Below are 12,711 nucleotides of genomic sequence, written 5' to 3' on the forward strand. Positions count from 1 at the left end.
CTTATCCTTGTTTTTCAAGAAGGTCTTAAAAACAGTTTGAAAAATAGGATTTACATAAGAAATGGTATCTTCAATGAGTCCAAAGACAAGTAAGGGAGCAGGAGCTGGAGTTGATTTATTACGGTGAAGATTTTGCGGATGTTCTCTTGTCAGTCATGGAGCAGAAAGCAGAAGCGACTGATCAAGAGTGTCTACAGGCTCTACTTTACTATTATGGGCATGATGACTTTATGGATTTTGATAAAGATCCAGTTTTGAAGGAAGATGCTTATAAACAATAATTATCATTTTAGAAAGACAGGAGAGATGATGACCCCAAAAGAAATGTGGCAGGCATATAAGAAAATCAATCCAGAAATTGGCGACGAGATTGATGCCTGGGCCTTCGGTGTCCAAGCAGACCAACTGGCTGATTTGGTGCTACGTGGTGAGAAGACAGCGACGGTTTCGGCCTATGAGCTCTATAAGCTTGGAAATGAGCCCTTGCCACAGGTAGGAAGCTTTGATGTCATTTTAGACAGTCAGGATAGGGGAGTCTGTATCGTTGAAATCACCAAAGTCTCTGTGCTACCTTTTAATGAGGTTTCAGCCGAACACGCCTTTAAGGAAGGAGAAGGAGACAAATCCTTGGCCTACTGGCAGCAAGTCCATGAGGAATTTTTTACGGAGTGTCTGGTGGAAGCCGATTTGGAATTTTCCCAAGAAATGGGTGTCGTCCTAGAAGAATTTCGCAAGGTCTATCCGCTGGATCAAGCTTAAGTCTATTTTTGAATAGGCTTTTTGTTTGTCCTTGATAAATCGAAACAAAAATGTTACTATTAGGTATATAAAGAAATCGTAATTTGGAGGAGAAATGGACAAATTAATTTTAGGCTTACTCATGATAAAACATTTTACAGTTTATGAAATTCGTCAGGTGATGCGGCAAAATTTCAGCTCTATGTGCAGTGACAGTCTAGGTAGTATCCAAGCAGCCTTAAAAAAACTGTCCCAGCAAGGAGCAGTGACTTATTCGGAGTATGTAGAAAAAGGAAAAATGAAGAAGGAATATGCCATTACCGCTTCGGGACGAATCTTGTTTTTGGAGTGGCTTAAAACGCCTATCGACATGAGCAAGAACAAGAATATGGACTTGGGGAAATTCCTCTTTATGGGTTATCTACCTAAGAAAGAGCAGCTCCAGATGCTGGATTTGACCATTGAGGGACTGGAAGTTGAAGTCCAAGAGTTTGAAGCTGTCAAAGACGCGATTCGTTTTACAGAGGAACAGGAAAAAGTAAAGGCCTATCTAGAGCAGAACAGCCATCTGGCTACAGAGCTGATAGAGACCAGTCAGGCGGCTGATTTAGCTGAAAGTATTTCCCAGATTGGTTATTTTGAAATAAAGACGCTCGAATTTGGGCTGGATTCGGCCCGCTTTCAGTTGGAATGGTTTAGCAAGCTTCGCCAGCAGTTGGCTGAAAATGAGAAAGAGGACTGAGATATTAAGTATTTGAAAAGCAGTGGATACTTGCCATGTCGATACATTTGGCAATGACTTTGAGAGTTTGAAAAACCAATTAGCATTTCTTCCGCTACAGTCTACAAAGACCGTTTCTGAAAAAGATTGAAAATAGGTCTAAAAAAGCTTATAATATAAGCTATAAAACGACAGAAGGCTTCTAGGAGGATTGGTTTTGAAGAAGGTTCATTTTTTTATCATTTACGGCTGTGTCTGCTTTGTACTGATTGGCGGAACCTTTCTTTATACCTACTTTAAACCTGGAGGAATCGCAGAAGCTCTTGAATCCCGCTTTAAGCTGTCAGCTGTAGTGGATGCATCCTTGAAAAAATTCGACCATGATAGCTTCTACATGGATCGGCTGTCTGAGTCGACCTATCTAGAAGGCTACAAAAAAAGAAAAGCTGAGACCGTTAAACAGCTGACCGTTTCAGAATCACCTTATTTAGCTAAGCTTTATGAAACCTATGATGATCAAGAACTGACCCATTATTTCAGTGAAGATCGGATGTACTTGGAAGAAAAAGACGGCTTTGAGACCATTGATGACACCGACTCCCGGAAACATATTGATGGCTATTCGGGCATGTCCTCTTTTAAGGCTTTGCTGCAGGTCATGGTAGATAATGAGTCAGAACTGACTAAGAAGAAAGTGGAAGGCGGCTATGAGTTTTCGGTGACAGCAGAAGGTGATTTGGCCTATGACCTTATCGATGCCTTCTACTTTGCTTATAATGATGAACATTATGATACGACCATCGATATTGAGAAGTGTCAGGTTGCCTTTGTGGTTGACCCTAAGACTCGGACCATTCGCTCTATTGATATGACTATGGATTTGGACGAAGATACAGCTTTAGATGGAGAATTGATTTACTTCAAGCAGCGGGCGGTCTTCAAGGACTATGGCAAAGCAAAAGTTCATCTTCCAAAGAAAATCAAAGAAAAAGAAGCAAAATCAGCTGTTTAAAGGCTGATTTTTTGTGCGAAAGGCTTTTATTGTAGCATTTTCTCTGGTATCTTGATTTTAATTTTTAAAAATTACCTTTTAGTGATATAATAAAGGTGATATCCTACAGAAAAGAGATAATTGATGACAAATTACGCGATTATTTTGGCTGCGGGTAAAGGGACTCGCATGAAGTCAGATTTACCAAAGGTTCTGCATAAGGTTGCAGGAATTTCCATGCTGGAACATGTTTTTCGCAGTGTCAATGCTATTGAGCCAGAGAAGACCGTGACAGTTGTTGGCCATAAGGCGGAGCTAGTTGAGCAAGTCTTGGCAGGTCAGACAGACTTTGTCCGTCAGACTGAGCAGTTGGGAACGGGGCATGCCGTTATGATGGCAGAGCCTGTTTTGGAAAATCTGACAGGTCAGACGCTGGTCATTGCTGGTGACACTCCCCTGATTACAGGAGAAAGCCTGAAAAATCTGATTGATTTTCATATCAACCACAAGAATGTTGCGACTATCTTGACAGCAGAAGCAGATAATCCTTTCGGATACGGCCGTATCGTTCGCAACCAGCACGAGGAAGTTTTGAAAATTGTCGAGCAGAAGGATGCTTCTGACTTTGAGCAGCAAATCAAGGAAATCAATACAGGGACTTACGTCTTTGATAATGCCCGACTCTTTGAGGCCCTCAAAAACATCAATACCAATAATGCTCAAGGCGAATACTATATTACAGATGTGATTGGCATTTTCCGTGAAAATGGTGAAAAAGTCGGCGCTTATACGCTGAAAGACTTTGATGAGAGTCTGGGGGTTAATGACCGCGTGGCTTTGGCGACAGCTGAAAGCATTATGCGCCGCCGGATTAACCAGCAACATATGGTTAGCGGTGTCAGCTTTGTCAATCCAGATGCTACCTACATCGATGTGGATGTAGAAATTGCGCCAGAGGTTCAAGTTGAAGCAAATGTGACCTTGAAAGGTCAGACCAAGATTGGGGCAGAGACCATCCTGACCAATGGTACCTACATCGTGGACTCTGTCATTGGAGAGCGGACTGTGATCACCAATTCTATGATTGAGGAGTCAATTGTTGCGGATGGAGTAACGGTTGGACCTTACGCTCACATTCGTCCGGGTTCTAGTCTGGCCAAGGATGTTCATGTCGGAAACTTTGTAGAAGTTAAAGGATCGTCAATTGGCGAAAATACCAAGGCTGGTCATTTGACCTACATTGGAAACTCTGAAGTTGGCGCTAATGTCAACTTTGGTGCAGGTACGATTACGGTCAATTATGATGGCCAGAAGAAGTACAAGACTATCATTGGCGACAATGTCTTTGTTGGTTCTAACTCGACCATTATTGCCCCAGTTGAGCTGGGTGATAACTCACTGGTAGGTGCGGGTTCTACTATTACCAAGGACGTACCAGCAGATGCCATCGCTTTGGGACGTGGCCGTCAGATTAACAAGGAAGATTATGCTAAGCGACTTCCTCATCACCCTCAAAATAAGTAGGTTCAGTCATGGAATTTGAAGAAAAAACCGTCCAACGTATAGAAATTTATCAGGGACCGATTTTTAAAGTGGTCCAGGACCAGGTAGAGCTGCCAGAGGGTAAGGGTCAAGCCCAACGGGATTTGATTTTTCATAATGGTGCTGTGGCTGTGATTGCTATCACTCCGGAAAACAAGATGATTTTAGTCAAGCAGTACCGCAAGGCGATTGAAGCGACTTCTTACGAGATTCCAGCTGGTAAGCTTGAGCTAGGAGAGAATGCAAATCCCCAAGCGGCTGCCCTCCGAGAATTAGAAGAAGAGACAGGCTACACTGGACAGCTGGAGTTGGTCTATGATTTCTACTCTGCTATCGGTTTTTGCAATGAAAAAATCAAGCTCTACAGCGCCAGCCATTTAACAAAGGTCGAAAACCCTCGTCCCCAAGACGAGGATGAAACATTGGAACTTTTTGAAGTCAGTCTGGAGGAGGCACATAAGTTGCTGCAAAACGGTGATATCTGTGATGCCAAGACCATCATGGCCCTTCAGTACTGGGAACAAAAAAATCTGAATAAATAGGAACGTAGATCAATGGGAAAAGCTTTATTAACAGATGAAATCATTGAGCGGGCTAACCGCGGTGAGGATATTTCGGGGCCGCCTCTCATAGATGACGAGGAAACCAAGATTCTTTCAACTGGCAGAAGCTCCTTTAGCTCGCAGCAGTCTAGCCAACAGGATACTCAGTTTGGTTATCAGAGTCCTCAAAACCGCTTTGGTTATGGAGAAGCTCGGTCTCAGCAGAATCAGAGTCGTTTTGGCTATCAGACTGCTCAAAACCAAGAGGAGTTTACAGATGAGACTCTGCACATTGAGGTAGATCCGACCGTGACTAAGAGCCGTCGGATTGAAAACCAAAAGCGGAGCCTCTTTCAAGCCAAACTCAATAAGATTCTCCTTTGGGTAGTCATCCTGCTGATTGGTTTGATTGCTGCTATTATTTGGTGGCCTTAAAGACCTGCTCTATTGCACTTAAAAGGAAGCCTAGCCTGTCTAAGCTTCTTTTTCATCAGATGATTTGAGGTATTATATGAAAATTGGAATTATCGCAGCCATGCCTGAGGAATTGAAGATTCTGCTGGAGCATTTAGAAAATCCAAAGAAGCACCTGCGTTTGGGACATGTCTATCATACAGGAACCATCGGCTACCATGAAGTGGTGTTGGTCGAAAGTGGGATTGGCAAAGTTATGTCCGCTATGAGTGTGGCTGTTTTGGTCAATGACTTCAAGGTTACAGCCGTGATTAATACAGGCTCAGCTGGAGCAGTGGCAGAAGGTCTAGCTATCGGCGATGTGGTGGTCGCAGATCGTCTGGTCTACTATGATGTGGATGTGACGGCCTTTGGCTATGACTATGGTCAGATGGCGCGGCAGCCACTCTATTTTGAAGCAAGCCGCTATCTGGTTGCTGAGATGAAGAAAATTTTGGAAAAAACCCATCAAAATGCAAGAGTAGGTTTGATTGCGACAGGTGACAGCTTTGTTGCAGGTCAAGACAAGATTGACCGCATCAAGGAGCATTTTCCAGATGTCCTGGCTGTTGAGATGGAAGGAGCAGCTATTGCTCAAGCTACACATTCGATTGGTCTGCCTTTTATGGTTATTCGAGCCATGAGCGACACAGCTAGCCATGATGCAAATGTCACTTTTGATGAATTTATTCTTGAAGCTGGTAAACGCTCGGCAGAAACCCTGATTCAATTTCTGAAAGAGTTGGTTTAAAGGGGGAGATAGTATGTACAAAGAGTCTTATTTTGATGGTGGTCTCTTTTCTTACATCGGTCATGTGATTTTAGCTACCTTGATTACAGTATTTACGCTGGGAATTTGTGCACCTTGGGGCATGTGCATTCTATATAATTGGAAGATAAAACATACAGTTATTGACGGGCACCGTCTTTACTTTGACGGTACTGCTATGCAGCTTTTTGGAAATTGGATCAAGTGGTGGCTCCTGACCATTGTTACTTTTGGTATTTATGGCTTTTGGCTGAAAATCAAACTGACCCAGTGGATTACCAAGCATACACATCATGCGAATTGAGAATAAGCAAGCGAGACTTCAGTGGCTCGCTTTTCCTTTTCTTCTGTCTTGCCAAAAAATCCCTTTTGATGGTATAATCAAGGAACTGCAATCAATGATAGAGGAGAAAAAATGAGTATTTTAGAAGTAAAAAATCTCAGCCACGGTTTTGGAGACCGGGCTATTTTTGAGGATATATCCTTCCGCCTGCTCAAGGGTGAGCATATCGGCCTGGTCGGTGCCAATGGCGAGGGAAAGTCAACCTTTATGAGCATTGTGACGGGTAAAATGCTGCCAGACGAAGGTAAGGTCGAGTGGTCCAAGTATGTGACGGCTGGCTATCTGGACCAGCATGCTGTGCTGGAGCAAGGTCAGTCTGTCCGTGATGTCTTGCGTACGGCCTTTGACGAGCTTTTCAAGACCGAGACTCGTATCAATGAAGTCTATATGAGTATGGCTGAGGAAGGAGCTGATGTTGATGCCCTGATGGAAGAAGTGGGCGAGCTGCAGGACCGCTTGGAGAGTCGAGATTTCTATACTCTAGATGCCAAGATTGACGAGGTCGCACGGGCACTGGGTGTTATGGACTACGGTATGGAGAGTGATGTGATGGAGCTATCTGGTGGACAGCGGACCAAGGTTCTCTTGGCCAAGCTGCTTCTTGAAAAACCAGATATCCTGCTCTTGGACGAGCCAACCAACTATCTGGATGCTGAGCACATTGATTGGCTCAAGCGTTACTTACAGAACTATGAAAATTCCTTTGTTCTAATCTCGCATGATATTCCTTTCTTGAATGACGTGATTAATATCGTCTACCATGTGGAAAATCAGCACTTGACCCGCTATTCTGGCGACTACTATCAATTCCAGGAAGTCTATGAGATGAAAAAATCTCAGCTGGAAGCGGCCTATGAGCGTCAACAGAAAGAAATTGCGGACCTCAAGGACTTTGTAGCTCGCAATAAAGCCCGCGTAGCGACCCGTAATATGGCCATGTCCCGCCAAAAAAAGCTGGATAAGATGGACATCATCGAGTTGCAGAGTGAGAAGCCAAAGCCTACCTTTGACTTCAAGCCTGCCCGCACACCTGGCCGTTTTATCTTTCAGGCTGAGAATTTGCAGATTGGTTACGACCGACCGCTGACCCAGCCCCTTAACCTGACCTTTGAGCGCAATCAGAAGGTGGCTATCATCGGGGCAAATGGGATTGGGAAAACGACCCTGCTCAAGAGTTTGCTAGGGATTATCCCGCCTATCGAAGGTCAAGTCGAGCGCGGGGACTATCTGGAGCTGGGCTATTTCGAGCAGGAAGTCGAAGGCGGCAATCGTCAGACACCGCTGGAAGCAGTCTGGAACGCCTTTCCGGCCCTTAACCAAGCAGAAGTCCGAGCAGCTCTGGCCAGATGTGGCCTGACTTCCAAGCACATCGAGAGCCAGATCCAGGTCCTTTCAGGTGGAGAGCAGGCCAAGGTCCGACTTTGCCTCCTCATGAACCGAGAAAATAATGTTCTGGTTCTGGACGAGCCGACCAACCACCTAGATGTCGATGCCAAGGAGGAGCTCAAACGAGCTCTGAAAGAATACAAGGGCAGCATTCTCATGGTCTGCCATGAGCCTGATTTCTATGAAGGCTGGATGGATCAGATCTGGGATTTTAACCAGTTGACTTAATACTAAACAAAAGAAAAGAGACGGTTCATTGCGAGTCGTCTCTTTCTATTACTAATAATTCAAAAACTGCTCTATTTCCTGCTTTTCAATCTGTTTGCCATGCTGACAGACAGGGCAGGTGAGGTAATGATTTCTACCGTAAGGAAAGGTAGGAATCCAATAAAGTGTAAACTTTCGGCCGGTTTCAATAATGTCCCAAGGTGCGACATTGTGGCAGTTGGCACACTCGATATTGCTTTGGGTCTGTCCTAAGTTTTTCTGATAACCTTTATATCCCCAGATAATCATATTGATTTCCCTCCTTTATTGGTTGGGCAGCAAGCTTATTTGCTGAAGTCATAGTCCTTGATAATCTCGATTTTTTCAATCTTGATATCTTTTTTAGGCTTGTCATTGTCGTCTGTTTCTGCGGCAGCGATTTTGTCGACCACATCCATACCTTCCAGCACTTGACCAAATACGGTATAAGCTCCGCCATCTAAAGTAGGATTTCCACCGTTTTTATAGGCTTCGATGATTTTAGCAGGGAAGGAATCCGTAGACATTTGGCTAGACAGGTCTTTCTTGCTTTGGTTGATGAAGAACTGACTGCCATTGGTACCAGGGCCTGCATTGGCCATGGATAGGGCACCACGAATATTATAGAGATATGGAGAATACTCATTTTTAAAGCCGTTTCCAGAGTCTTTAGACTTGTCTTTTCCCTTCCAGATAGACTCGCCTCCAGTGCCGTCACCTTTAGGGTCTCCGGTCTGAATCATAAATTCATTGATAACGCGGTGGAATAAAACGCCGTCATAGTAGCCTTCCTTGGCATGGGTCAGGAAGTTTTCAACGGCTAGTGGGGCTTGTTTTGGAAAGAGCTTGATGCGGATATCGCCTTCAGTCGTTACCAACTTGACCTCCGCTTCATCTTCAGCAACTTCTGTAGACAGCTGCGGGAAGTTGGCATTTTCGTTGGTCATGGCATCCTTGAATTGCTCACGGAGTTTGCTGGTTTCCTCTGGATCAGAGCTAGAGCTCACTAGAGAGGAACTGCTGGATGAGTTGGAGGAGCTAGTAGTCTCCTCTTCTTTGCCTTTACCAGAGCAGCCAGCCAAGATAAATCCTGATAAGAGGCCGATAAGAAGAATTTTTTTCATATAAAACCTTTCTCACATTTGATTGTAAACTACTGATATTTTACTACAATTAGGCTAGTTTTTCAAACCCTCCTGTGTCAGACAATCCAGAAGCAGATTTTTAAGTCCTGCTGGCCGTAAGTTCAGGCCGCAAATTGCTTCTATGTCTAGCCATTCGGGTTGATAGATATTCTGGGCATGCCTGCGAAGGGCTTCCTCACCCTGAATCATTGGAGCTGATGTATGGCTGATAGTGGCATGGAAATAGATTTCTAGGCGTTGGCCATTTCTGAAAGTAAAGGCTGGCTGCAGCTGCTTTTCAGACAAGCTCCAACCCAGCTCTTCCTGAATTTCTCGCTGGGCTGCTTGGACTGCAGTCTCACCTGACTCAGCCCTGCCGCCCGGTATCACAAAATACTCTTCTCCATTTTTCCAGCGGTGGATGAGCAGTATTTGCTTAGTTTGGGGATTGAAAAGAATGACTCCGGCTCGCATTATCTTCCTCCTGAAATATTTTTACTGTTTACTAATTAGAATTTCCTTTTATTCTAACACAAGAACAAGAGTTTTGCTTGGACTTGTTAAAAGTATGGTAGAGTGAACAAATTCATCTTGATGTAATTAAATTTTATCTGAAGAGAGAGCTTAATAGCAGGCGAACTTGTGCATTGAGAGATGTTATGGTAAAATAAACAGAGTAAAAATAATAAGGAGTGTTTTCCATGGAGAAAAGACTGACAAGAGATGTCAAAAACAAGAAAATCGCTGGTGTATGTGCTGGTATCGCAAACTACTTTGATTTAGATCCAACCTTGGTCCGTGTTATTTGGATTCTTTTGGTCTGTGTGGCAGGTACAGGTGTTTTGGCTTACTTGATTGCTTGGGCGGTTATGCCAGAGGCTTAATAAGAATTTTGTGATAGTGAAATGAGAACTGGTTAGCCCAGTTCTTTTTGCGTGGATAAATAAGTTTTTTTGCTTCTGATTTAGATAAAAGATTTCTCATCTAAGGCTCAAATATGGTATAATAAGGGTTATGGCAACTAAGAAAAACACGAAAAAAGGCCGGACAACTCGTCGGCCGACAAAAGCAGAATTAGAAAGACAAAAAGCAATAAAGAGAATGATTGCCACCTTTGTATTGGCTCTTATTCTTTTGTTTGCAGCAATTAAGCTGGGCGCCTTTGGAGTCACCATTTATAATATGATTCGCCTCTTGGTGGGAAGCTTAGCTTATCTGGCTATTCTGGCCAGCTTTGGCTATCTCTTTTTTTTCAAGTGGCTGCATAAGCACGAGGGGAAGGTTTCAGGATTTATCAGCCTCTTTTTGGGACTGGAGTTAATTTTCCAAGCTTATTTCGTCAGTGTGTTGAAGCTAGAAGGGGCAGCTGTCTTATCCACAACTCTAGGCAGGGTCTTGACTGATCTGACAGCCTTTAAGGTCAGCTCCTTCGCGGGTGGCGGCCTGCTGGGCTCTCTCCTGTACGCACCTATCTCTTTCCTTTTTTCAAATATCGGTTCTTATTTCTTCGGCCTGCTGCTCATTCTTTTGGGCGGTCTGCTTATGAGCCCTTGGTCTATCTATGACATTTCAGAAAAGGCTATGGCAGCTTTTCAAAATTGGAGAGAAAAGCAGGAAGAAAAGCGTCAGCTCCGTTTCCTGGAGCAGGAAGAAAAAGCTGCACAGGCAGCTATGCAAGCCATTGAAGTAGAGCAAGAGGAAGCTGAAGTCAATCCTGAAACAGGAGAGATTTTAGATGACGAGGACTTGTCAGAAACAGCTGTGGACTTTGACGAAGCAGACTATGAGGAAATAGGAGAGTATGACCCTCATGAGCCTCTGGACTTTGGTCGCGAAGAAGAGATGGAGGAGGCAGACGCGGACGTGGACGTAGAAGTGGACTTCACCGCCAAGGAAAGTCTGGACTACAAGCTGCCGACCATCAACCTCTTTGCGCCTGACAAGCCTAAAAACCAGTCTAAAGAAAAGCGCATTGTCCGAGACAATATTAAGATTTTGGAAGAAACCTTTGCTAGTTTTGGCATCAAGGCTGCTGTTGAGCGGGCTGAAATCGGACCTTCCGTCACTAAGTACGAGGTCAAGCCAGCTGTTGGTGTTCGGGTCAATCGGATTTCCAATCTGGCTGATGACTTGGCTCTTGCCCTAGCTGCTAAGGATGTGCGGATTGAAGCGCCGATTCCTGGGAAATCTCTTGTCGGGATTGAAGTACCCAACTCTGAAGTTGCAACTGTAACTTTCCGAGAGCTTTGGGACCAGTCGAAGACGGATGCTAGTAAGCTTCTAGAAATTCCTCTCGGTAAGGCTGTCAACGGATCTGTTCGCTCCTTTGACTTGGCTAAGATGCCCCATCTCTTGGTAGCGGGCTCTACTGGCTCTGGTAAATCTGTGGCCGTCAACGGTATTATTGCCAGCATTCTCATGAAGGCCAGACCGGATGAAGTCAAGTTTATGATGGTGGATCCAAAGATGGTGGAACTGTCCGTTTATAATGACATTCCTCACTTGCTGATCCCAGTCGTGACCAATCCACGTAAGGCTAGCCGCGCCCTCCAGAAGGTTGTAGACGAGATGGAAAACCGCTATGAACTCTTCTCCAAGGTCGGTGCCCGTAACATTGCTGGCTATAATGCTAAAGTAGCCGAGTACAATGCTCAGTCAGAGTACAAGCAGGTTCCCCTGCCTTTAATCGTCGTCATTGTGGATGAGTTGGCTGACCTTATGATGGTGGCCAGCAAGGAAGTGGAAGACGCCATTATCCGGTTGGGACAAAAAGCGCGTGCGGCTGGGATTCACATGATTCTGGCTACCCAGCGACCATCTGTAGATGTTATCTCGGGTCTAATCAAGGCCAATGTACCCTCTCGGATTGCCTTTGCTGTATCAAGCGGGACAGACAGTCGGACCATTCTGGATGAAAATGGAGCAGAAAAACTCTTGGGGCGTGGGGATATGCTCTTTAAGCCTATTGATGAAAACCATCCGGTTCGTCTGCAGGGCTCCTTTATCTCAGATGAAGATGTGGAGCGAATCGTAGCCTTTGTCAAGAATCAAGCTGAAGCTGATTATGACGATAGCTTTGATCCGGGTGAAGTATCTGAAAGTGATTTGGATACTGGTGGGGGCGACGATGAAGGTGATCCCCTCTTTGAAGAAGCCAAGGCTTTGGTTATCGAGACTCAGAAAGCCAGCGCTTCTATGATTCAGCGGCGACTCTCGGTCGGCTTTAACCGGGCTACTCGTCTTATGGAAGAACTTGAAGCAGCAGGCGTTATCGGTCCAGCCGAAGGAACCAAGCCGAGAAAGGTTTTGCAGACGAATTAATTCTAATTTCACTAGTCTGCTAGAAAGAAAATTATTTGATAAAAACAAATCTGCCAGCAGTCAGCCGGCAGATTTTCTATACATACACATTGCCAAGGAAAGGAAAATAAGGTATGAAACTAGACACCATTCACCATATAGCTATCATCGGTCATGATTATGCCAAGTTCAGGGAGTTTTATGTGGACAAACTAGGCTTTGAGCAGCTGGATGAGCACTGCCGGCCGGACAAGCAGGATATCCTCTTTAATGTCCGCAAGGGAAATCTGACTCTGGAAATTTTTATCAAGGAAGAAGCTCCCAAGCGGCCAGCCTTTCCTTCTCCAGAACATACTGGTTTGCGGCATCTGGCCTTCCGAGTGACAAATGTCGAAGAAATGCTAGCGGAGTTTGACCGTTTGGATATTCCTCATACCGAGCTACGCTATGACGACTTCGACGGTCGTAAGATGGCTTTCTTCTTTGATCCGGACGGCCTGCCTCTGGAGATTCACGAATAAGACTAGGAGCATAGGAAGATTCTTTTTTCTCGGTA

The 12,711-nt window shown here is 44.7% G+C and carries 15 protein-coding genes and 1 pseudogene; 13 read left to right on the top strand and 3 right to left on the bottom strand.

Annotated elements, in window-relative coordinates; genetic code table 11:
• Nucleotides 1-83: 83 nt before the first annotated feature.
• The 10 genes and pseudogenes from RWS24_RS03675 to RWS24_RS03720 all read left to right on the top strand — a co-directional run.
• Nucleotides 84-281, top strand: a pseudogene (locus RWS24_RS03675) (hypothetical protein); the annotation flags it as partial.
• 28 nt (nt 282-309) lie between these two features.
• Nucleotides 310-759, top strand: a complete 450-nt coding sequence (locus RWS24_RS03680; RefSeq protein WP_314365504.1) for an ASCH domain-containing protein — start codon at nt 310-312, stop codon at nt 757-759.
• A 94-nt stretch (nt 760-853) separates the two neighbouring features.
• On the top strand, nt 854-1,480 hold the full coding sequence (locus tag RWS24_RS03685; protein WP_314365507.1) for a PadR family transcriptional regulator: 627 nt from the start codon (nt 854-856) through the stop codon (nt 1,478-1,480).
• Between the two features lie 196 nt (nt 1,481-1,676).
• Nucleotides 1,677-2,471 (top strand): hypothetical protein, encoded by a 795-nt coding sequence (locus tag RWS24_RS03690; RefSeq protein WP_314365508.1) that lies wholly within the window; start codon nt 1,677-1,679, stop codon nt 2,469-2,471.
• A 123-nt stretch (nt 2,472-2,594) separates the two neighbouring features.
• On the top strand, nt 2,595-3,974 hold the full coding sequence (glmU, locus tag RWS24_RS03695; protein ID WP_314365511.1) for a bifunctional UDP-N-acetylglucosamine diphosphorylase/glucosamine-1-phosphate N-acetyltransferase GlmU: 1,380 nt from the start codon (nt 2,595-2,597) through the stop codon (nt 3,972-3,974).
• Between the two features lie 8 nt (nt 3,975-3,982).
• Nucleotides 3,983-4,534 carry an NUDIX hydrolase gene (locus tag RWS24_RS03700; RefSeq protein ID WP_314365514.1) on the top strand — a complete coding sequence of 184 codons (552 nt, stop codon included), beginning with the start codon at nt 3,983-3,985 and terminating at the stop codon, nt 4,532-4,534.
• A gap of 12 nt (nt 4,535-4,546) precedes the next feature.
• Nucleotides 4,547-4,969, top strand: a complete 423-nt coding sequence (gene macP, locus RWS24_RS03705) for a cell wall synthase accessory phosphoprotein MacP (RefSeq protein WP_314365516.1) — start codon at nt 4,547-4,549, stop codon at nt 4,967-4,969.
• A 76-nt stretch (nt 4,970-5,045) separates the two neighbouring features.
• Entirely contained in the window at nt 5,046-5,738 is a 693-nt protein-coding gene (locus RWS24_RS03710) for a 5'-methylthioadenosine/adenosylhomocysteine nucleosidase (RefSeq protein WP_314365519.1), read from the top strand.
• 13 nt (nt 5,739-5,751) lie between these two features.
• Complete coding sequence (locus RWS24_RS03715; RefSeq protein WP_002899871.1) at nt 5,752-6,060, top strand: DUF898 family protein; 309 nt, start codon at nt 5,752-5,754, stop codon at nt 6,058-6,060.
• A 111-nt stretch (nt 6,061-6,171) separates the two neighbouring features.
• On the top strand, nt 6,172-7,713 hold the full coding sequence (locus tag RWS24_RS03720; protein ID WP_314365525.1) for an ABC-F family ATP-binding cassette domain-containing protein: 1,542 nt from the start codon (nt 6,172-6,174) through the stop codon (nt 7,711-7,713).
• Between the two features lie 51 nt (nt 7,714-7,764).
• Here the strand turns inward: RWS24_RS03720 and RWS24_RS03725 are convergent, their stop codons facing one another.
• Genes RWS24_RS03725 through RWS24_RS03735 form a run of 3 tightly spaced genes read right to left on the bottom strand, consistent with a single transcriptional unit; the run spans nt 7,765 to nt 9,329 of the window.
• The gene (locus RWS24_RS03725; protein ID WP_314365528.1) at nt 7,765-8,001 is read right to left on the bottom strand and encodes a zinc-ribbon domain-containing protein; all 237 of its coding nucleotides are present in this window, start codon (nt 7,999-8,001) and stop codon (nt 7,765-7,767) included.
• Between the two features lie 35 nt (nt 8,002-8,036).
• Nucleotides 8,037-8,855 (bottom strand): peptidylprolyl isomerase, encoded by an 819-nt coding sequence (locus RWS24_RS03730; RefSeq protein WP_125338453.1) that lies wholly within the window; start codon nt 8,853-8,855, stop codon nt 8,037-8,039.
• A 54-nt stretch (nt 8,856-8,909) separates the two neighbouring features.
• Entirely contained in the window at nt 8,910-9,329 is a 420-nt protein-coding gene (locus RWS24_RS03735; protein WP_314365530.1) for an NUDIX domain-containing protein, read from the bottom strand.
• Between the two features lie 227 nt (nt 9,330-9,556).
• On the opposite strand from RWS24_RS03735, the gene RWS24_RS03740 reads away from it, so the two are divergent.
• From RWS24_RS03740 to RWS24_RS03750, 3 genes are all read left to right on the top strand, one after another.
• Nucleotides 9,557-9,739, top strand: a complete 183-nt coding sequence (locus RWS24_RS03740) for a PspC domain-containing protein (RefSeq protein WP_002894843.1) — start codon at nt 9,557-9,559, stop codon at nt 9,737-9,739.
• A gap of 130 nt (nt 9,740-9,869) precedes the next feature.
• A complete protein-coding gene (locus RWS24_RS03745) occupies nt 9,870-12,176 on the top strand; it encodes a DNA translocase FtsK (RefSeq protein WP_314365534.1) in 2,307 nt (768 codons plus the stop codon).
• 113 nt (nt 12,177-12,289) lie between these two features.
• Nucleotides 12,290-12,676, top strand: a complete 387-nt coding sequence (locus RWS24_RS03750) for a VOC family protein (protein ID WP_314365536.1) — start codon at nt 12,290-12,292, stop codon at nt 12,674-12,676.
• Nucleotides 12,677-12,711 lie beyond the last annotated feature (35 nt).

The sequence above is a fragment of the uncultured Streptococcus sp. genome (assembly GCF_963528215.1).
Classification (GTDB): Bacteria; Bacillota; Bacilli; order Lactobacillales; family Streptococcaceae; genus Streptococcus.